The sequence below is a fragment of the Streptomyces albireticuli genome, assembly GCF_021228125.1.
Classification (GTDB): domain Bacteria; phylum Actinomycetota; class Actinomycetes; order Streptomycetales; family Streptomycetaceae; genus Streptomyces; species Streptomyces albireticuli.
This window is the reverse complement of record NZ_JAJQQS010000023.1, coordinates 62,307-82,114: the sequence shown is the minus strand read 5'-3', so window position 1 is coordinate 82,114 and position 19,808 is coordinate 62,307. Positions and strand designations below refer to the sequence as shown.

Sequence of the window (19,808 nt, the reverse complement as noted above, 5' to 3'; positions counted from 1 at the left end):
TGCCTACTCGTACCAGATCTCGTAGGAGCCGGGTCGGGGGTCGTCCAGCCTCAGATGCCAGTCGACGCCGCGCCAGTTGGCGGCATCGCCCCTGGCCTTCGTTCCGCCCCGGACCGGAGGCATTGCCATGGAGCTGAACAGCCCGTCGGTCGTCGGCGCGTATATGAATTCACCCCTCCTATTGGAGTCGTCGTGAACGACGTATCCCCACTGCTGACCGGAACTCACATTCACGGGAGGTATGTTGTTGTTCTTCAGCACCTTCTTCCACGTCTTGAGCAGCCGACCATTGACGTTGCTGTCCGTGAACGTCCCGGACCCTCCCGAGAACACCAGGACTCCGGTACTGACGAACAGCCCGTCGGGGGTGGTGTAGTTGAGCCATTCATCGGTGTTGGAGGTCCGGCTCCCATGGTGGCCGAGTTTGAGCCACAACTTGCTCTGACGCTTGAGCCGCCCTCCCGCGAAGCCCAGGCCCAGGTAGTCCTCGTTGAGCTTCACCGCATCGGCCATCAGCAGCACCCGCTGCCGGTCGCCGTTCCCTTCAGGGTCTCCCTGGAGCAGGGTCACCAGGCTCGACTCGTTGGCGATTTTCTCCTTCTCGCCTTCTGTACGCTTCTCCTCATCCTTTTCCTCCGGGGTCTGCTTTCCCTTCCCCGGGTTCTTCGGGTACTTCCTCCTGCTCCTCGGATCCACACCGACCGCGGCCCCGACCATGAGCAGCTCCGCACCACGGGTCCCGGTCACCAACGCCTCCGGATCCACGGGCATGGTGACGAAGTCCGGTTTCGTCACCACACCACGCCTTCCGCGTCGATCGACAAAGGTCGTCCAGAGCTCGATCAGGTCGTGCACAAAGCTCTGGTTTCCCTCCTTGTAGTCATCGACGGTCAGTCCGTACCTGATCGCACGTATCTGGTATTTCAGGCGAGGTGGACTCTGCTGGTCCTGCAGGACATGTCGAAGAAGATTGAAGTGGTCCTTGTCGGGGTGCGTGATGATCAGGCAGTCCAGCACATCAGGGTTCCGCAGGCGTGCCATGTAGTCGCCGATTCGGCTGTCCAGCCGGTCGACCATTCCGGTCTTCCCCTGGAAGGGATTCAGCGGAGCGACCTGCTGGCTCGAACCGCAGTCGATCAGCACCGCGTGCGTCCCGACCGTGTCACCCGGCTTGTCGTAGAACCAAAGAAACGTGCAATCGCCTTGACCGACGTTGAAGAAGACGACTTCGACCGGCATGAACAACCTCTCCGCGCCACGGGGGAATACGAGACCTCCCGGCCTCCCCCTCACCCCCCGGAGTCAGGCCGACGCAGAATGATCACTCGGCGGGAGACGCCTCCCGGACGCCCACGCCGTTTTCCGGCCATGCCCTGCGGCCCGGCAACGACGGGACGACCGGGCGCCGGACGCCCGGTCACCACGCGGTCACACAACAACCACACCGCGGCTACTCATGGTCATGACAGTGCACGCCGAGTCGCACACGGGTGCGGGAAACGAAAAACCTGTCCGAAGATCGACGGGCCGTCGGCCCCGACCGTCGGCCGACGCGGTCAGTCCGCCGGCCCGATGAGTTTCAGCAGGTGGGACTCCAGGTAGTCCAGGAGTTCCTCGCGCGCGCCCGGTTCGTCGGTGGGCCAGCTGACGACGGCCTCTTCGGCGAAGGCGGTCCAGGCCCGGGCGGTGAGGGCCAGCCGGGGCGGGGCGGGGTGGCCGGTGTGGCGATGGAACGCCAGGACGCGCTCGGCCAGCTCCTGCCGGGTCTCGTCGACGACCTCCTGGACGGCCGGGTCGCCGGCCGAGGCGCCGCGCACCAGGGTCAGGTACAGCTGCCGGTGCTCCCGTACGTAATCCACGAAACCGCTGGTCATCGCATGCAGCGAGGCCCGCGCACCGGCTCCGGGCGGCGGGGCGGTCCGGTCGAGCAGCTCGGTGCAGGCCGCGCGCACCACCGCCTGGTGGTAGTCGCGCTTGGACGCGAAGTAGTGGAAGAGCAGGCCCCGGGAGATGCCGGCACGGCGGGCGACCTCGTCGGTGGACAGGGCGTCCAGGGGGTGCTCGGCCAGCAGCTCCAGCCCGGTCTTCACCAGCTGCCGCCGGCGCTCTTCGGGAGCGAGGCGGCGGGGTCGGGCGGAGGACATGCGGATCCGAGCCTGCTGCACGGCCTGGCCCCGTCCCGGGTGCCGGTGATCACTCCCGGGCACGAGGCCGCGGGCGAGATCGACGGGCTCGGCTCGCCGACCCCGGGATGGCACGTCGGCGACCGAGTGGTACTGGCCGCCGGGAAGGCGTGCGGCACGTGCCGGGCGTGCGTCGCCGGTGGTGGGCTGGACGACTGCCTGGACCAGCGGGTGATGGCCTTCGACTACGACGGGGCCTGGGCCGAGTACGTGGTCGTGCCGGTCGCCGCGCTGTGCCGCGTCCCGGAGGACATGCCGCTGGAAGAGGCGGCCGTGCTGGCCGACGCCGTCTCCACCCCGTACGCCGCGGTCGTCGAGTCCGGCCGGGTACGTCCCGCCGAGTCCGTGGGCGTATGGGGACTGGGCGGCGTGGGAACCCACCTGGTGCAGGCCGCCCGGCTGGTCGGGGCCGCACCGATCATCGCGCTCGACCCGCTGCCCGCCGCCCGCGAGCGGGCGCTGGAGCTCGGCGCCGACCACGCCCTGGACCCCACCGCCGAGGACGTGCCGGACCGGATCGCCGAACTGACCGAGGACGCCGGGCTGGACGTCGCCTTCGACATCGTGGCCCGGAGCGGCACGATGACCCAGGCCCACGCCGCGCTGGGCCACCGGGGCCGGCTGGTGCTGGTCGGGGTCTCGCCCGACCCGCTGGACCTGGGGCCGGAGGCGGCGTACGCGGTGTCGCGGCACACCACGATCGGGCATCTGGGCTACCGGAAGAGCCACCTCCAGGAACTCGTCCGCCTGGTGTCCCTCGGGCGTCTCGACGTCTCCCGTTCCGTCAGCGCCGTACTGCCGCTGGAGGACATCGCCGAAGGCATCCGGCGTCTGGAGAGCAAGGAAGGCAACCCGGTCCGCATTGTGATCAAGCCCTGAGCCCCTGAGACCCCGAACACCGGCCGGCGCTCCCTCACCTCGGCCGTACGCGGCTCCCCCGTGCGCTCAGCGCGCGGATCGGCCCGATCAGCGCCCGGTAGACCGGCCGCACCGCACGGCCGGGAAGACGGCGGTGACGTTCCTCGTGCCAGACCCTCGCCCTGCGGTGCGACGCGATGGGCGACCACCGGTCGGGATCCGGGGGTTCGGTGGTGTGGAACTCGACGCGGCAGAGGTGCTTCGTACTGACGAAGCCGTACTGGCCGGGGCTGACCAGCCGTAAGGGAGCGCCGTGGTCGCTGTCGAGCGGCCGCCCGTCGAGGTGGTCGGCGATGAGCACGTCGTCGGCCAAGGCGTCCTCGAGTAACGCGATCGACCGGTAGCCGTCGAGACCTTCGAAGACGACATGGCTGATCGGCGCGCCCGGTTCCAGGAGCGGTTCGACCCGCGTGCGGTAGAGGGTCCGGAACGGGGCTCCCTCCCACAGCAGGCCGGTCGCCGACCATCCGGCGACACAGTGGAAGTCGGCTCGGATCTCTCGTCGTGGCAGCTCCGCGAGGTCGGTCGCGGACAGGGTGAGGGCCTCGGTCAGGGCTCCGCCGATCTCGATCACCGGGTCGGCGGGGGCGGGCGGGGGCGGGTGATGGAGATGCTTGCCGAAGCGCGGGAATCCGTCGACGGCACGTTGACCCGGGGGAAGCGTCATGCCGGTCCTCCATGGGTGCGGCTCGGTCCGAGGGGAGATCGGTGATCGGGTGCTGAGCTTCGGCCCTGCCGGCCGTGCCGACCACGCCGGCACGGCCGACCACGCCGGTACGACCCGTCCTGCCCGGCTCCGGTGGACTCCCCCGTCCTTCACCGGAGCCGGGCGTCCGGCCCGTGCCTCGTGCCGTCGGGCCGGTGCTCCATACGCTAGGACCTCCACCGCACGGGAGATTCAAGGGGGATGAGATGGACGTCACTTTGTCGATCGGGGAACTCGCCGCGCGCGCGGGCCTGTCGGTGAAGGCCATCCGCTACTACACCGACATCGGACTGCTGCCGACGGCCCCGCGCAGCGAGGGAGGCCATCGCCGCTACCCGCCACAGGCGCTGGAACAGTTACGGCTGGTGCGGCAGTTGCGTGCGCTGGATGTGCCGATCGCGGCCATCACCGGTGTCGCGACCGGAGGGCAACGCCTCGGCGACCTGGTGGCCGAGCAGCTGGCGGGCACCCGGGCGCGGTTGGCCGAACTGCGGTGGCGTGAGGCGGCGTTGCAGGCGCTGGAGGAGTGCTCCGGCCCGGAGCGGCTGCGCCGGCTGCGCGTGCTGGCCCAGGTCCGGTGCCGGCCCCAGGCCACCACGGACCTCGCCCGGGCGTGGGAGCGCGTCCTGCCCCCGGGGCTGCCGGCGCGTCTGGCCGACGCCATCACCGCGCAGGCCGTTCCCGAGCCGCCGCGCGATCCCACACCCGATGCCGTACTGGCCTACGCCGAGCTCCATTTCCTCGTGGCGGAACCCGCGTTCCTGGACTACTGGGCAGCGTCCCACGTGCGGGACAAGGCATCGCTGTACGCGGCGCTCCTCGACGCCTCGGACGGTGCCGCGCCCGCCGTCGCCGCCGGGCGGGCACCGCACGGGTGCGAGGCCATGGACGCCTTATGCCGCGCCTGTGCCCGTGCCCACGACACCAAGGACACCTCCGGCTTCCGCGCGTTCATGGCCACGGACATGCAGACGACCGTTCCCTTGTTCCGCCGCTACTGGCAGCGTCTGGACACCCTCACCAGCGCCCCCGGGCCGAGTCTGGGAAGGACGCACTGCTGGCTCGTGGAGGGGGTCATCGCCGAGCACGGCCCCGCGAGCCCGGGCGCGGTGAACGGGCGCCCGCCGGCGCCCGGACGGTGATCCCCGCCCGGCGGTCCCCCTCCGAGCCGGCTCATGCCGTGCGGACCGGCTGTCCGGCGACGAGTGGGTGGTCGCGCTCGACCGGGCCGTGGCCACTGGCGCCGCCGGGCGAGCCGAGGGCGTCGAAGAACTCGGCGTTCGCCTTCTGGTAGTCCGTCCACTCCCCGGGCACGTCGTCCTCGTAGAAGATCGCCTCGACGGGGCAGACCGGTTCGCAGGCGCCGCAGTCGACGCATTCGTCCGGGTGGATGTACAGGGACCGCTGCCCCTCATAGATGCAGTCGACGGGGCATTCCTCGATGCATGCCTTGTCCTTGACGTCCACACAGGGCTGGGCGATGACGTAGGTCATGGGTGTTCCCTTCTGCTGGTGTCGTGACCGGCGACGGCGCCGACGGTGGGTGTGCCGGTGAGGTGCGGGGAGCGACCGAGGTTCCCTTCGCTCACGTCGCGTCGCCCCCGGCCGGTGCGGGGACGGCGGAGGCCGTCCGGCGCGGGGTGCGCGCGTCCAGCCTCAGGCGCAGCCGTCGCGGGTGGTAGACGGTGGCCAGCGGGACCGGGCGGATGTCCATGCCGGGCTCGCAGCCGACCCGCCAGCGGCCGAGGATGGTGGCGAGCCCCAGGGTGGCCTCGGTGCGCGCGTAGAGGTCGCCGATGCACTTGCGGGCGCCGGTGCCGAACGGCACGAAGGCGTGGCGGGCGGCCGGCGCGACGCGGTCCGGGAGCCAGCGGTCGGGGTCGAACTTCGCGGGGTTGTCGAAGGCGTCCTCGTACTGGGCGACCGCGGCGGGGCTGAAGACGACGGTGGAGCCGGCGGGCAGCCGGCGTCCCGCGAGTTCGGTCGGGGCGGTGGTGAGGCGGGTGAACAGCCAGGCCGGCGGGTGCAGTCGCAGCGTCTCGGAGATGATCCGGTCGGCCAGGGAGAGCTTCGGCAGGTCGTCCCACTCCGGGGCGCGGCCGCCGAGGACGGTGTCGATCTCGTCGTAGAGCGCGGCCTCGATCTCCGGGTGCTGCGAGAGGAGGTAGAAGACCCAGGTGAGGGTGCCGGCGACGGTCTCGGTGCCGGCCGCCATGACGGTGATGACCTGGTCGTGGATCTCCTTGTCACCGAGCCGGCCGCCGTCGTCGTCGCGGGAGGCGATCAGGGCGGCGAGCAGGTCGTCGCGCTCGGTGTCGGAGCTGCGGTAGTCGTCGATGAGCTGCTGGGTGGTCTCGTGCAGGAAGTCCAGGTTGCTCTTGTAGCGGCGCTGGGACGGCAGGGGCATCCGGCGGATCGTGGCCGGCAGGAACATCTGCCGGAACAGGCCGTTGAGCACGACGTCGAAGGAGCGTTCCACCTTGGCCGCCAGCTCGGGGCTGACGGGGGTGGAGTACAGGGTGCGGCCGACCGTGCGCAGGGCCATGCCGTACATCTCCTGGAAGGCGTCGACGACCATGCCGTCCTGCCAGCGCGACGCCGTGTCCTCGATCTCGGCCCGCATGGCCTCGGCGTACCGCTTGAGCTGGCCGCGGGTGAACGCCGACTGCATCAGTCGGCGCTGGCGGCGGTGGTCGGAGAACGGGCAGGTGACCAGGCCGTTGCCGGCGATGTCCCGGGCGCGGTCGTAGAAGACGCCGCCCTTGTCGAAGACGCGGTCGTTGGTCAGGACGTGCCGGAGCAGTTCGGGGTGGGTCGGGACGTAGGCCGTGGTGGGGCCGATCTTGATCTCGACCAGGTCGCCGTGGGCCGACAGCGAGGTCATGAAGTTCACGGGGTGACGCATCATCTGGAGGGCGTGTCCCACGACGGGGAGCGCCCCGGGCGCCGCTCCCGCGGAGAAGGTGGTCTGCTCGGTCATGTGGGTCTCGGCTTCCCGTCTTCGACGATCTGTTGACAGCTGTTCCGGTTCCGGCCGGTCGGCGGGTGTGCCGCCGCGACGGCCGGGCGCGGGGTGCGGGGGTGCTGGGGTGCTGGTGAGCGGTACTGATGGGCGGTACCGGTGGGTGTGCCGCTAGCGGGCGGTGCTGCCGAGTTCCTCCAGGTAGCCCTGGGCACCGGCGGCGAGCGCGTACTCGGCGTCGTAGCGGCCCGAGGAGCGGTGCCAGTCGTAGGAGCCGCGGATCACGGTGCGCACCGCGTCGTCGCGGTAGCGCTCCAGGGCCGCGCGCTCGGCCTCGTCGAGCCCGTAGATGTCGCCGACCCGCGGCAGGCAGGACTCCAGCAGGAGGTACTGCTCCAGGCGGACGCGCACCTCGCTCTGGATGTGGGCGACACTGCGGTCCTTGGACCAGCCGTGCTCCCGGCGCAGGATCATGACCATGTTGTTCTGCTCGCCTCGGGCCTCTTCCTTCTCCAGCGAGGCGATGTCGTTGAGCAGGAGATTGACGTCGGCGGCGATCTGGAGCAGCGCGGAGACCACGGTGCTGTCGAAGACCCGGTGCGGCACCTCGAAGCGGCCCGCGCGCTCGGCGAGGTCGACGGTCGGCTGCACCCCGATGGTCCGCCGGCGGACGGCCAGGTACTGGGCGGCGGAGTTGTACGGCGTGTTCCGGAAGCGGCTCTCCGCCTCGTCGACGTAGCCGTCGAAGTAGCCGCGCCAGTGCCGGGCGCTGCGCGCGCACCAGCCGGGTGTCATGCCTTCGCTGCTGCGCCGCCAGATGTCGGCGAAGCCGTGGGCGATGGGCGGCGCGGTGTCGGGGAGGGGGCCGTCCAGCGCCGCCGCGACCGCTTCGGTGAGCTGTCTGGTCTCCTCGGGGTCCTCGCCGCGCGGCCCGTCGAAGAGGTCGTCGAAGAGGAAGAACCATGACATCAGGTCGACGCCCAGGTCCAGGTCGGCGCCGGTGGCGTGGGGGTAGAAGCGGGAGGCCAGGTCGGCGTAGCCGCCGCGCAGGTGGCGCTCGGCCGCCGCCTCGGACTTGATCAGCCCGAGCGAGCGCGGCCATGCGAGCTGCTCGGCGTCGGCGCGGAGGTGATCCGGGCTCTGCCGGGCGGGCAGGGGTATGTGGAAGTCGACGTCCTGAGGCATGAGGGAATCCTTGGGAGTAGGTTGCGGGGGGGGCAGCGGGCATGGTGGTGCCCTGGCGGGGGTGCCGGGCCGGTCGGGGGGTCAGGAGTCGGGGAAGGGCGTACGGGGACCGGGGCGCATGGGTAGCGAGGGGCGTAGGGGTACGGGGCCGGGGGCCCCGGTCTCAGACCTCGCGGTCGACGACGAACCGTCCGAGCGCGAGGAGTTCGTCCCGCGCGCCGGTGTCCAGCTCGACGCCGCGCAGCGCGTCCTCGGCCAGTTCCATCCGCCGGGCGGCCTCGGCGAGCGCCCAGTCCCGGGCGCCGGCGCCCTCGAGCAGCCCGGCGACGCGCCGCAGTTCCTCCTCGTCCTCGTCGTGTTCGCCGGGGGTGGCGAGCCAGGTGGCGAGCTCGCCGCCGAGCGGGCCGTCCTGGTTCAGCGCGTGGCTGACCGGCAGGGACTTCTTGCGGGAGCGCAGATCGGAGTGGACCGGCTTGCCGGTGACGGCGGGGTCGCCCCAGATGCCGAGGACGTCGTCGACGAGCTGGAAGGCGAGGCCCACCTGGTCGCCGTAGAGCGCCAGCGCGTCCACCGTCGCCTCCGGTGCCCCGGCGAGGACGGCGCCGATCGCGGCGCTCGCCGACAGCAGCGCGCCGGTCTTGCCGGCGGCCATGTCGACGCATTCCTCGACCGTGACGTGCGGGCGCTGTTCGAAGGACAGGTCCTGGACCTGGCCGCGGATCAGGTGCCGGGTGGCGCGCGCCAGCAGCCGGGCGGCGGGCGCCGCGGTCGGCAGCCCGGTGTCCAGCAGCACCTCCTGGGCGAGGGCCAGCATCGCGTCACCGGTCAGGACGGCGCTGTCGGGGCCCCACAGCTTCCACACCGTGCGCCGGTGGCGGCGCTCCTCGTCGCCGTCCATCAGATCGTCGTGCACCAGGGAGAAGTTGTGCACGAGTTCCACGGCGACGGCACCGGGCACCGCGATCCCGGGCGGTGCGCCGACCGCCTCGGCCGACAGCAGTGCGAGCGCCGGGCGTACGGCCTTGCCGGCGTCGGCGCTGGTGGGCGTGCCGTCTGCGGTGATCCAGCCGAGGTGGTAGGCCGCCTGGTGACGTGAGCGGTCGTCGAGCCGGTCGACGGCCGCGCGCAGCGCGGGGGCGATGGTGACCCGGCTGTGGCCGAGGTAGGCGGGGGCGGTGCTCATGCGGTGGCCTCCGCGCGCCAGGGGGCGGTCGGGTCGTCGAAGATGCTGACGACCTGGCGCATGACGCGCCGTTCGGCCGGGTCGAAGGCCTGCTTGGCGTGGATGGTGCCCAGCTGGTCCCATATGACGATGTCCCCGGGCCGCCAGGTGTGGGCGTAGGTGTACCGGGGGTCGCCCGCGTGCGCCAGCAGTTCGTCGAGCAGCTCGCGGCTCTCGTCGGGGGTGAGGTCGACGATCCGCTTGGTGTTCAGGGTGCTGACGTACACCGATCGGCGGCCGGTGCGCGGGTTGCGGGCGATCAGCGGGTGGATGGTGGAGGTGCCGTCCTCGGGCTGGATCCGCGCGGTGTTCTCGCCGAGGGACACCTCGCCCTGGAGCTCCTCCTCGATGGTCTCCTCGTAGCCGGTGCGCAGGGCGTGGCGGACCCGGTAGGAGTGCAGGCGCCGGCGCTCCTCGGGCGGCAGTGACTCGTACAGGGCGTACATGTCGGTGAAGAGGGTCTCGCCGCCGCCGGAGGACGGCACTTCCACGGCCTCCAGGAAGCCGACCTGGGAGACGCGGGGCCGGAAGGAGTAGTCGGTGTGCCAGCCCATCCACCCGGCGTCGCCGACGCCGATCTTGCGGCCGTCCTCCACCAGGTTGGAGACGATCAGGATCTCGTTGTGGTCGGGGTGGGCGCCGCTGGTCAGACCGGTCTTCGGGATGTGTCCGAAGCGGCGGCCGAAGGCGAGGAACTCCTCGTGGGAGGGGGTCTCGTGGCCGCGGAGGACGAGGACGAGGTGCGCGTCGAGCGCTGCCCGGATCGCCTCGAACCGTGTCCGGTCCATGTCGCCGGTGACATGGGCGCCGTGCACGACGGCGCCGAGAGCGGCGCCGGGTATCGGCGTTACGTCCATGGGCGTTGCCGCCTTTCGCAGAGGGGGGTGGTCAGCGCAGTTCGAGGCCGGCGAGGTCGCCCGCCTCGCGCCAGCGCCTGAGGATGTTCACGAATTCCACCGAGCCGCCGCCGTAGCTGGAGTTGAGCAGGGGCAGCCCGCTGGGGTCGCCCTCGTTGTTGTAGAGGCCGGGCGTGCAGTTCTCGAGGAAGTCGAGGGCGTTGGTGGCGAGCCGGAGGATCTCCTCGACCCATTCCTTCTCGCCGGTCTCGGAGGCCTCCACGACCCGGTGGCCGCGTTCCTCGACGGATTTGACGATGTGCGCGAGGTGTCTGGTCTGCTCGCCCAGCATGTAGGCGATGTTGACGTGCCGGCCGGCCTGGACCTTGGACAGGATGAAGCAGTTGGGGAAGCCGTTGACCTGGAGCCCGTGCAGGGTGTGCGCGCCGTCCGCCCACTTCTCCGACAGCTTCACGCCGCCGCGGCCGACGATGTCGTAACCGGCGCGGTCGGTGTACGGGACGGCGAACTCGTGCTCGTAGCCGGTGGCGAAGACCAGGCAGTCGACCGGGTACTCCCGGCCGTTCGCGACGACCCCGGCCGGGGTGAGCCGCTCCACGCCCTGTCCCTGGGTGTCGACCAGGGTCACGTTGGGCCGGTTGAAGGTCTGGAGGTAGCCGTCGTGGAAGCAGGGCCGCTTGCAGTACACGCGGTAGTACGGCTTGAGGGCGGCGGCGGTCGCGGGGTCGGTGACGACGCTGTCGATGCGGGCGCGCAGCTCCTCCATCTTGAGGAAGTCCGCCCGCTCGGCCGCGAGGGCCCGCTCCTTCGGGTCGCCCCCGGTGTCGCCGGTGGGCAGGATCGCGGCGGCCAGTTGCGCCGTGGTCTGGGTCCAGCGGTCCTGGACCAGGTCCTCGTCCTGCGGGATGCCGGAGGTCAGCGCGTGGAAGTTCTCCATCCGGCGCTGCTGCCAGCCCGGTTCGAGGCTGTCCGCCCAGTCGGCCTGCGTGGGCCGGTTGCCGCGGACGTCGACCGTGGCGGGGGTGCGCTGGAAGAGGACGAGCCGCTCGGCCCACTCGGCGAGGTGCGGGGCGAGCTGGATGGTCGTCGAGCCGGTGCCGATGACGCCGACCGTCTTGTCCTTGAGCTTGGTCAGGCCGCCGGTGCTGTCGCCGCCGGTGTAGTCGAAGTCCCAGCGGCTGGTGTGGAAGGAGTGCCCGGCGAACGTCTCCAGGCCGGGCAGCCCGGGGAGTTTGGGGCGGTGCATGAGACCGATCGACATGGCCACGTAGCGGGCCCGGATGAGATCGCCGCGGTCGGTGCTCACCAGCCACTTCCCGGCGGCCTCGTCCCAGCGCAGCTCGGTGACGGCGGTCTGGAAGAGGGCGTCGCGGTAGAGGTCGTACTTACGGGCGATCCGCTGGAGGTGGGCGAAGATCTCGGGCCCGGTGGAGTACTTCTCGGTGGGTATCGTGCCGGTCTCTTCGAGCAGCGGCATGTAGATGTAGCTCTCGACGTCGCACCGGACGCCGGGGAAGCGGTTCCAGTACCAGGTGCCGCCGACGTCGCCGGCCTCGTCGATCAGCCGGATGCGCTCCAGGCCGGTCTCCTCGCGCAGCCGGGCGCCGGTCAGCAGGCCGCCGATGCCGGCGCCGACGACGGCGACGTCCACCTCGTCGGTGAGCGGCTCGCGCTCCTGCCACTCGGTGTAGGGGTCCTTCGCGTAGCGACCGAAGTCACCGCGCGCGGACTGGTAGGTGCGACCGGCGGTGCGCTTGTCGCGTTCCTGCCGGTACTTCTCCCTCACCGCGTCCAGATCGATGGTCGGTGCCTGAGCGCTACGGTCGTCGCTTTCGGCGCGGGTCACAGCGCCTCCTCGGGGGTAAGGGGCGGAAGGCCGGGGGGCGGGACGGAGACATGACGCCGTACGTCGTCGAACTGATCGCGCAGCCGCAGCGGGGCGTCGGGGTTGCTGAAGAGGTAGAAGCGGTCGGAGCCGAGGGCTTCCCAGACGAGTCCGGCGACTTCCTCGGCGCTCACCGAGGTGTCGCCGCCGGCGCCGGGCGGGGCCGTCAGGCCGTGGACCATGGGGGTGTCGACCCGGCCGGGACACAGCACCGACACCTTGATCCCGGTGCCCCGCAGGTCGGCGCGGAGACTGCGGGCGACCGCGAGGTCGGCGTGCTTGGAGGCGGCGTAGGCGGCGCTGCCGGCGCCGACGACGAAGGCGGACATCGAGGCGGTGTGGATCAGGTGGGCGGGCCGGCCGCGCTCCAGCAGCCGGGGGACGAAGGCCCGGGCCACCAGGACGTGCGCCCAGTGGTTCACCTCGAAGACCTGCCGCATCCGCTCCAGCGGCACCTCCCACAGGGGCTGTCCCACGGGGCCGAGGACCCCGGCGTTGTTGCACACCACGTCGACGTCGCCGAGCAGGTCGAACGCCGTGTCCGCGAGCCGTTCGACGGCGTCCGGGTCGGTCAGGTCGGCGGTCACGGCGGTGACCCGGGCGCCCTGCGCGGTGAGTTCGGCGGCCCGGCGGCGCAGTGCGTCGCCTTCGATATCCGCCATGACCACGGCGGCGCCGGCCCGCGCGAAGCGGGCGCTGAGGGCGAGGCCGATGCCGCCGGCCGCGCCGGTCACCACGGCTGTCCTTGTCTGTAAGTGCACTTGGCTTTCTCCGCTTCTCCGCTTCTGCGCGCGGGTACGCCGGAGGACGGCGCGCCGTTGCCGACGGGAAGGTCTGGATCGGATCGCGCCGTCCGAGGGGCGCGGGGGTCAGCGGGGCTCAGCGGGGGTCGGGGAGCTTCAGGCTGATCACGAGAACGATCAGCGAGAAGCACCCCAGCAGGGCGAGGAGGAGCACGGCCGCCGTCGCCGTCGACAGCGAACCGGCCAGGGAGAGGTAGAAGGTTCCGCCGACGGTCGCGCCCAGCGCGGTCGCCATCTGCTGACTGGTCACCAGCACACCGCTGCCCATGCCGGCCTGCGCGGAAGGCACGTCGGCGAGGATCATCCGGAACAGCGTCGGGCCGATCAGCGCCGCGCCCGCGCCGAAGACGCCGATCCCGAGGAGCACGAGCACCAGGGAGGGGTGCGGCCAGCCCAGCCCGATCACCAGCGCCAGCAGGAGCAGGCCCGCGCCCTGGACGAGGGCGCCCAGGGTGACGATCCGGCGGCCCAGGGCCGCCGCGATCTTCGGGGTGAACCGCGCCACCACGAAGAACACCACGGCGAACGGCGCCAGCCCCGCGCCGGAGGCGAGCCCGCCGAAGCCGAAGTGACCCTGCGCGATCAGCGCGTAGACGAACAGGAAGGCGCCGAAGCCGGCCGAGAACGGCACCATCGCCGCCAGCCCTCTGCGCATCCCCGGATGGGACAGCACCGACGGGGACAGCAGAGGTGAGCCGCCCCGTGCCTCCAGACCGCGTTCGACCCGCACCAGCGCCAGGGCCCCCGCCGCGGCGACCACGAGCAACGACCACAGCCACAGCGGCCAGCCCAGCTCGGGGCCCGCCACGACCACGGCCAGGACACAGACCATGGTGACACCGAACAACAGGGTGCCCAGCGGGTCGAAGCCCGGCTTCGTGTCGGCCCTGGTCGCGGGGACGCGCCGGACGGCCAGCAGCGCGGCCACTCCGATCGGCACATTGATCGCGAAGACCGAACGCCAGCCGATCCCCGCGACGTCCAGCGAGACCAGCAGCCCGCCCAGGATCTGCCCGGTGACCATGCCGAGGCCCGCGGTCGCGCCGTACATGCCGATCGCGCGGGCGCGCGCCGGGCCCTCGGTGGCCGCCTGGATCGTCGCCAGTACCTGCGGTACGAGCATGGCGGCGGCGGCGCCCTGCAGCAGCCGGGCCACGACGAGGAACTCGATGGTCGGGGCGAGTCCGCACAGCGCCGAGGTGACGGTGAACGCCGCGAGCCCGTAGGCGTACAGGCGCCGTCTGCCGAAGGCGTCGCCCAGCCGTCCGCCCAGCACCAGGCCGAGGGCGTAGGTGAGGCCGTAGCCGGACACCACCAGCTCCAGCGCGGCGGGGCCGCCGTGCAGGTCGTCACTGATCGAGGCCAGCGCCACATTGACGATGGAGGCGTCCACGATGGACAGGGCGTATCCGGTGAGCACCACCACCAGGGCGAGGCCGCTGAGCCCCGCCGCGGCCGGTTCCGCACCGGTCGAGGGCTCCGGTGTCGCGTGGGGCCCGTTCAGCGGGGGGAGGCCCTTGCGTTGCGTCATGCGCTGCCTACCTAGGCGTTCGTTGGGGGGCGTTCGAGGCGGGTGCGGGGGGGACGACGTCACTCGGTGGTGGTGGGGGTACCGGTGATCTTCGACATGATTCCCTTGGAGGCGTCCTTCGCGGACTCCGGCCAGGGGGTCATGGCGTTGAACCCGCGGTGCGAGGAGGCGGGCTGGATACGGGTGTCCATCGACATCCGCATGCCGGCCGGGTCCACCGAGACGTTCGGGATCGACTTGTGGCACATGAAGGCGTGGAAGAGGAGCACGTCGCCCGGTTCCATGGGCGAGAACAGCAGCGGCTCGTCCGTGTCGAACTCCTCCGCCGGGATACCGCGCACGGGGTGGCCGAAGCGGCGGAAGTCCTCGGTGAGGACGTGCTCGCGCGCGCCCTTCTTGTGGCTGCCGTCGGCGAGGGCGACGCCGCCTATGCCGGGGGTCGTCGCGAGGAGCGGTATCCAGGCGGTGCGGAAGTCCTTGTTCGGGCCGATGTAGAAGCCGTCCTGGTGCAGCGGGGTCAGGAAGCTCGGCGCGGCGGTGCCCGGGGCGGAGGGGTAGTAGCGGATCGTCGTCGACTTGAAGACGAAGACGGGCTCGCCGAGGGCCTTCTCCCAGACCTTGAGGGTCGAGGGGTGGTTCCATAGTTCGTCGTACTTGACGTAGTCGTGCATCGCCACCTCGTCGACCGCCTCGTAGGAGTCGATGGCGAGGGTGTCGAGTGTGGTGCCGGGGGCGGCGTGGCCGAGGGCGATCAGGCCCTCGAGCATCTGCTCGGCGGCGGTCCGCACGAGTTCACGGTCCAGGGCGCCGCGCAGATAGAGGTAGCCGTGCTCGTCGTAGAACCGGTCGAGGGCCTCGCGGTCGTCGAGAAGGGGCGTGCAGTCGACGTAGTCGCTGAAAGTTTCCGTCATGGTTCCTTGTCCTCGTGGCGTCTGTGCAGGGGGAAGGAGCGTCGGGCTTCCGGGCGGGCCGACGGCTTCGGTGGCGTCGGGGCGGGGCGGAGGTGACGAGGGACGACCGCCGGGGACGGCCGGGAGCCTTCGAAACGCCGACGAAGGGCGGCGTTTCGCGGCGCCTGTTCGTGATCTGCAGGTGGAGTGCTCGACGTGCGGGGAAGACCGTCACGATCGGATTCGTCGTTCGTGTGCTTCGACCCGTTCGCGCGGCGCGTGACACGGCTGTGGTTCTCACTCGTGCGATGCGCTTGCTTGGGGGGACGGGTCAGAAGGTGACGGGGATTTCGTCGAACCCACCGGTGATCCGGTGCTCCTGCCAGCGCAGCGACTCCTCGGATACCGCGAGCCGCAGGTCGGGCAGTCTGCGGAACAGCCGCTCGAACACGGCGGTCAGCTCGATCCGGGCCAGTACGCGGCCGATGCAGTGCCGGGTGCCGTGCCCGAACGCCAGGTGTGACTTGGGCTTGTCCCGGGTCAGGTCGAAGAGGTCGGCGTCGGGGAACGCCCGGCCGTCGATGTTGCCCGCGCCGATGGCCAGCAGCACGGCGTCCCCGGTCCTGATCACCGTGTCGCCGACGGTGATGTCGCTGTGCGCGTAGCGGGGTATCAGCGCGTTGGATCCCTTGCCGCCGACGGCCAGGCGCAGGATCTCCTCGACCGCGGCCGGTGCGAGTTCGGGCTTCTCGGCGAGCAGGGCCCGCTGGTCCGGGTTGCGCAGCAGGAGAAGGGTACCCAGGTCGATGCGCACGATGGTGGTCTCGTAGCCGAACAGCAGGACGGCGCAACCCAATTGGGCGATGTACGCGTCGGACAGCGTGCCGTTCTTCTCGGCGATGAGCTCGGACAGGATGTCGTCGCCGGGCTCGATCCGCTTGCGCGCCACCAGCTCCGTCATGTAGTCGACGACCTGCTGGAAGGTGTTCGCCGAGTGCCGGCCGTCACTCTGGTCGAAGGTGCCTCTCGCCCACTGCCCGAACCGTTCCCGGTCGCCCCACGGCACGCCGAGGAGATCACAGACCACCATGGTCGGCAGCGGGAACGACAGCGCGCGGTGCAGGTCGGCCGGTGCGGGACCGGCGGCCATCTCGTCGAGCAGTTCGTCGACGTGGCGCTCGATCCGGGTCTTCATCAGACGCATCCGGCGCGTGGAGAACCGGGGCACGAGGAGCTCGCGCATCAGCGGATGGTCGGTGGCCTCGGTGGCGTAGTCGTCCCCGGCCATCAGCGCCATCATGGTGCTCCTGGCCGCGCTCTTGACCGACCGCTCCGGATAAGGGTTGCTGAGACCGAGTCGACGGTCGGCGAGCAGCGCCCTCACCTCGTCATAGCGGGTGACCAGCCAGGCGTCCTCACCGGCGGTCCGCACCCTGGCGACCGGCCCCTCCTGCTGCAGCGCGCGCATCCGGGGCGCGATGCCGAGCACGGCTGGGTTGTCGAACGGTAACTTCGGCAGCTCCTTCATGCAGTCATGATCATCTGCGTAGGTGTATACGTCAATAAGTCACCGCAGAAGCGGCGCGCCCCGACGCCGGTCTCAGCACCCTAGGGCCTTCTCTCCGGGTGATTCACCAGCCGGCGGATGAGCAGTCGCCACCAGGGCGGGGTTGTTGTCCCCCAGGATCGTCGGAAAGAATGGGCTGGATTGTCCGCCGGACCGCGCAGCCTCGGATGCCAACGCACCGCACGAGTAGGTCACCGCTCCAGAGAGATCTGGAGGGCCGCTCCCCCCCCACACACAGTCGTCGGCCCCTCGCACACCAGGGTCGACCTTGACGGTCCCCCTCTTCCCTCTTTGCGACCAGCGCTCCCTATGGCCACATCCACCGACTTGATGTCCGGGAGTTCGAATGAGCGGGCCTGCTCGGCCGGAGCCAGGGTTCTCGCCCGAGAGGCTGGCCTTCTTCACGGACGCGATCTTCGCGATCGCGATGACGCTACTGGCTGTCGAACTGGAGCGGCCGGAGGAGAAGGAGCTGGCATCGGCTCGTGCGCTGGGAAGCTTCCTGGCGGAGCATCGGGGCTCTTACCTGGCGTTCGCGCTGGCGTTCGTCCTTCTCTGGTCGGTGTGGCGCCGTCACCACAGGCTGATGGACCGGATCGGCGGGCTGTCGAAGGCCTTCACGGGCTGGCACGCGCCGTTTCTGCTGCTGGTCGCGTTCCTTCCGTTCCCGACAGCGGTCATCGGCGCATCGATCGGCAATCCGCTGGCGCAGACCCTGTTCGCCGGCACGATGGCGGCCATGGTCTTCTGCGAGGCCGCCCTCAAGGATGTCTCCGGCAGCACCGGCCTGGTCACCGGCGACCCCGCGGAAACCCACCGGCACGCCGGTGAATCCTGGGGAGTCGGGCTCTGGTTCGTCCTCAGTGCCGGCGTCGCCTGGCTGTTCCCGTACGCCTTCGTCCTGTGGTTCGCCGCCCCGCTGGCCGCCACGTACGGCGGAGCGCTGATTTCCCGCCTGCGTACCGCGCCCGCGAGCCACCCGGACCCGTACGACGGGGACGTGCCGCGGACCTGAACGTCTGTCCGGGAGCGGCCGGAACGGGTGGACCGGGTCGGCCGGCGGGCCGCCACGCGTTCGGAACCGCGAACGAGCGGTGCGTGCGCGGGGCTCCGCGGCAGTGCGATCAGCGGCGGAGTCGGATCCGGTAGACGCGTCGCAGGTCGGGGTGCTCCGCCAGGCTCCAGAGACGGTCGGCGTCGTAGCTGAGGTCTTCGGGTCCGATGGCGAGTGTGCCGTGGGGTTTCGGGTCGCCGCGGCGGCCCTTGTGCAGCCACAGTTGCCCTGCCTTCGGGGCAAGCGTCCCGACCTCTTCGCCGGCCGGGGGGCCTTGCGTGCCACGGTCGTTGGCGGCGTAATAGGCGTCCTTGCCCACGGCGACCGCGCCTTGGACGTAGGGCTTGGACAGCCAGTCCTCCTCCGACAGCCCGTCGACCAGATAGCCGGTCGGCGCCAGGCCCCAGCGCACGACCCTGCCGCTCTCGCCGCTGTCCAGGAATTCGCTGACGACGAGGGAGTGGGCTTCGTCGGGGCGGGTGCGGTCCAGCGACAGCTGTGAATGCCGCAGCTTGCCGCTGCCCTTGTTCTCGTACACGTGGTGCAGCGGGAGGATGTAGTCGTAGCCGAAGGCCTTTTCCTTGTCCGCGCCCTCCACCTTGACCATCCGGGTGAGGTCGAAGGCGCTCAACCCGCCCTGTTTGAAGGGAGCGAGCCGACCCGGCAGGTTGGCGACGTAGAGGAAGTTCCCGACCCAGGCCACGCCGCCCGCGTGCATGATCACCGGCTGGAAGGTGGCGCTGTCCGAGCCTTCCTTCTGGATGGGCTCCACCAGCAGCACGTGCTCGTAACGCGGCTTCTTCGGGTCACCCGTCACGTCGATGAAGCTGATCCGGGCGCCACGCTTCTCGTAGTTCTCGTAGCCGTACCAGCTGACGGCGACGACCTTCCTGCCGTCCACGGTGCCGCCGTAGCCGTCGACGCTGGTACTGATCCCCTGGGGGTACCACTGAGCGGTCTTGCCGTCCAGCTGGCCGTGCGGGTCCTTGGTGTCCGGATCCCAGGAGAAGCCGTAGTCGAAGCCGGTCGGCTCCACACCCGTTCCGGGCCCGTCACGCCAGTTGCCCACGGAGCCACCGGTGCGTGTCGCCTGACGCAGCACGTCCTTGACCAGGTCCGCGTCGGGCAAGCGGCGGCGCAGGGTGTCGGCTGCGGTGCCCCAGTGGCGGTGGTCCTGCGAGGGGCTGAGCCGCATCGCCAGGAAGAATCCTTCGGACGCCGCCGCCTGTGCCGTGGAGGGCATGAGCAGACCACCGGTGGCTGCGGTCAGGGGTATCGCCGCCATGCCGCGTATGACCGTTCTTCGCGAGATCTTCATGATCGGACACCGTAGGGGCGGAGTCCGTCATTCGGTACGGCTGGGACACAAGTGGCCATCGGGGCGGTCTGTCCAGGTCCTGCCGAATCAGCGGGATCGGGGGTTTCGGAGGTGTCAGGGGTGTCAGCGGCAGGACGGCCGTCGGCCGGGTGTGGGCCGTCCGGGGAAGCACCACCAGGGTTGCGAGATCATGGGGGCATGGACGACCTGACGCGGGTGCGGGGGCTGACACCGATACGGGACGTCGCGGACCGGTTCGAACTGCCGCTCTCGACGTTGCACTACTGGGAGCGGCGCGGCCTGGTGGATCCGCACCGGCGTTCCGGGCGGCGGTACTTCGACGCCGAGCAGATCTACCGCGTGGCGCTGATCAAGTTGTGGCGCGAGACCGGCCTGATGTCCATCGAGGAGATCGCCGGCCTCCTGAACCGTGACGCCTCCGGCACCGGCGGCGGCGCCGACTGGCAGGAGACCGTCCACGGCCGTATCACCGCCCTCGACGCGCACATCGCCCGCCTCAACGCCGCACGCGCCTACCTCGGCCACCTCCTCACCTGCGCACACGGCGACGACCTGGAGAAGTGCCCGGACTTCCGGGCGACCGTCCCCGGGTCCCCCTGACCGCTCACCTGGTGAGGTGTCGTCCCGTCCGCGGTGCCGGTCACGGCGAGGCGCGGGCCCTCGGCTCAGGCCGAGGTGCGAGGCATGGCCCGGAAGCACGGCCCGG

General features: G+C 70.8%; 18 protein-coding genes. 4 read left to right on the top strand and 14 right to left on the bottom strand.

Annotation, left to right across the window (positions count from 1 at the left end):
- Positions 1-3: 3 nt before the first annotated feature.
- Together LUZ64_RS32110 and LUZ64_RS32105 are read right to left on the bottom strand one after the other, a co-directional pair.
- Positions 4-1,239 (bottom strand): ComEC/Rec2 family competence protein, encoded by a 1,236-nt coding sequence (locus LUZ64_RS32110; RefSeq protein ID WP_095585217.1) that lies wholly within the window; start codon positions 1,237-1,239, stop codon positions 4-6.
- A 317-nt stretch (positions 1,240-1,556) separates the two neighbouring features.
- Positions 1,557-2,144 carry a TetR/AcrR family transcriptional regulator gene (locus LUZ64_RS32105; protein WP_095585231.1) on the bottom strand — a complete coding sequence of 196 codons (588 nt, stop codon included), beginning with the start codon at positions 2,142-2,144 and terminating at the stop codon, positions 1,557-1,559.
- Here LUZ64_RS32105 and LUZ64_RS32100 point away from each other — a divergent pair.
- Complete coding sequence (locus tag LUZ64_RS32100; RefSeq protein WP_095585230.1) at positions 2,058-3,062, top strand: zinc-binding dehydrogenase; 1,005 nt, start codon at positions 2,058-2,060, stop codon at positions 3,060-3,062. The two genes, LUZ64_RS32105 and LUZ64_RS32100, sit on opposite strands and share 87 nt — an antisense overlap.
- 34 nt (positions 3,063-3,096) lie before the next feature.
- Here the strand turns inward: LUZ64_RS32100 and LUZ64_RS32095 are convergent, their stop codons facing one another.
- Positions 3,097-3,768, bottom strand: a complete 672-nt coding sequence (locus LUZ64_RS32095; protein ID WP_095585216.1) for a molybdopterin-dependent oxidoreductase — start codon at positions 3,766-3,768, stop codon at positions 3,097-3,099.
- 245 nt (positions 3,769-4,013) lie between these two features.
- On the opposite strand from LUZ64_RS32095, the gene LUZ64_RS32090 reads away from it, so the two are divergent.
- The gene (locus tag LUZ64_RS32090; protein WP_095585215.1) at positions 4,014-4,949 is read left to right on the top strand and encodes a helix-turn-helix domain-containing protein; all 936 of its coding nucleotides are present in this window, start codon (positions 4,014-4,016) and stop codon (positions 4,947-4,949) included.
- Between the two features lie 31 nt (positions 4,950-4,980).
- Here the strand turns inward: LUZ64_RS32090 and fdxA are convergent, their stop codons facing one another.
- From fdxA to penM, 10 genes are all read right to left on the bottom strand, one after another.
- On the bottom strand, positions 4,981-5,301 hold the full coding sequence (gene fdxA, locus LUZ64_RS32085; RefSeq protein ID WP_095585214.1) for a ferredoxin: 321 nt from the start codon (positions 5,299-5,301) through the stop codon (positions 4,981-4,983).
- Between the two features lie 91 nt (positions 5,302-5,392).
- Positions 5,393-6,787, bottom strand: coding sequence for a pentalenene oxygenase (gene ptlI / locus LUZ64_RS32080; protein WP_095585213.1), 1,395 nt, complete (start codon positions 6,785-6,787; stop codon positions 5,393-5,395).
- Positions 6,788-6,940: 153 nt separating this feature from the next.
- Complete coding sequence (ptlA, locus tag LUZ64_RS32075; protein WP_095585212.1) at positions 6,941-7,954, bottom strand: pentalenene synthase; 1,014 nt, start codon at positions 7,952-7,954, stop codon at positions 6,941-6,943.
- Positions 7,955-8,117: 163 nt separating this feature from the next.
- Positions 8,118-9,137, bottom strand: coding sequence for a polyprenyl synthetase family protein (locus LUZ64_RS32070; RefSeq protein WP_095579476.1), 1,020 nt, complete (start codon positions 9,135-9,137; stop codon positions 8,118-8,120).
- Positions 9,134-10,033, bottom strand: a complete 900-nt coding sequence (ptlD, locus tag LUZ64_RS32065) for a neopentalenolactone/pentalenolactone F synthase (protein WP_095579477.1) — start codon at positions 10,031-10,033, stop codon at positions 9,134-9,136. Before ptlD ends, LUZ64_RS32070 begins: the two co-directional genes overlap by 4 nt.
- A 31-nt stretch (positions 10,034-10,064) precedes the next feature.
- Positions 10,065-11,879, bottom strand: coding sequence for a neopentalenolactone/pentalenolactone D synthase (gene ptlE / locus LUZ64_RS32060; protein WP_170116677.1), 1,815 nt, complete (start codon positions 11,877-11,879; stop codon positions 10,065-10,067).
- A complete protein-coding gene (gene ptlF, locus LUZ64_RS32055) occupies positions 11,876-12,652 on the bottom strand; it encodes a 1-deoxy-11-beta-hydroxypentalenate dehydrogenase (protein ID WP_308251399.1) in 777 nt (258 codons plus the stop codon). The genes ptlE and ptlF overlap by 4 nt, the downstream gene beginning before the upstream one ends.
- A gap of 145 nt (positions 12,653-12,797) precedes the next feature.
- Positions 12,798-14,252, bottom strand: a complete 1,455-nt coding sequence (locus LUZ64_RS32050) for an MFS transporter (RefSeq protein WP_095580979.1) — start codon at positions 14,250-14,252, stop codon at positions 12,798-12,800.
- A 59-nt stretch (positions 14,253-14,311) separates the two neighbouring features.
- Positions 14,312-15,163 (bottom strand): 1-deoxypentalenic acid 11-beta-hydroxylase, encoded by an 852-nt coding sequence (ptlH, locus tag LUZ64_RS32045; protein WP_095580978.1) that lies wholly within the window; start codon positions 15,161-15,163, stop codon positions 14,312-14,314.
- 310 nt (positions 15,164-15,473) lie between these two features.
- The gene (gene penM / locus LUZ64_RS32040; RefSeq protein ID WP_095580977.1) at positions 15,474-16,670 is read right to left on the bottom strand and encodes a pentalenolactone synthase; all 1,197 of its coding nucleotides are present in this window, start codon (positions 16,668-16,670) and stop codon (positions 15,474-15,476) included.
- Between the two features lie 385 nt (positions 16,671-17,055).
- Here penM and LUZ64_RS32035 point away from each other — a divergent pair, with 385 nt between their 5' ends.
- Positions 17,056-17,724 (top strand): TMEM175 family protein, encoded by a 669-nt coding sequence (locus tag LUZ64_RS32035; protein WP_095580976.1) that lies wholly within the window; start codon positions 17,056-17,058, stop codon positions 17,722-17,724.
- A gap of 109 nt (positions 17,725-17,833) precedes the next feature.
- Here LUZ64_RS32035 and LUZ64_RS32030 read toward each other — a convergent pair whose 3' ends face one another.
- Positions 17,834-19,081, bottom strand: a complete 1,248-nt coding sequence (locus LUZ64_RS32030) for a hypothetical protein (RefSeq protein ID WP_143593088.1) — start codon at positions 19,079-19,081, stop codon at positions 17,834-17,836.
- 198 nt (positions 19,082-19,279) lie between these two features.
- On the opposite strand from LUZ64_RS32030, the gene LUZ64_RS32025 reads away from it, so the two are divergent.
- Positions 19,280-19,702, top strand: a complete 423-nt coding sequence (locus tag LUZ64_RS32025; RefSeq protein WP_095580974.1) for a helix-turn-helix domain-containing protein — start codon at positions 19,280-19,282, stop codon at positions 19,700-19,702.
- Positions 19,703-19,808: the final 106 nt, after the last annotated feature.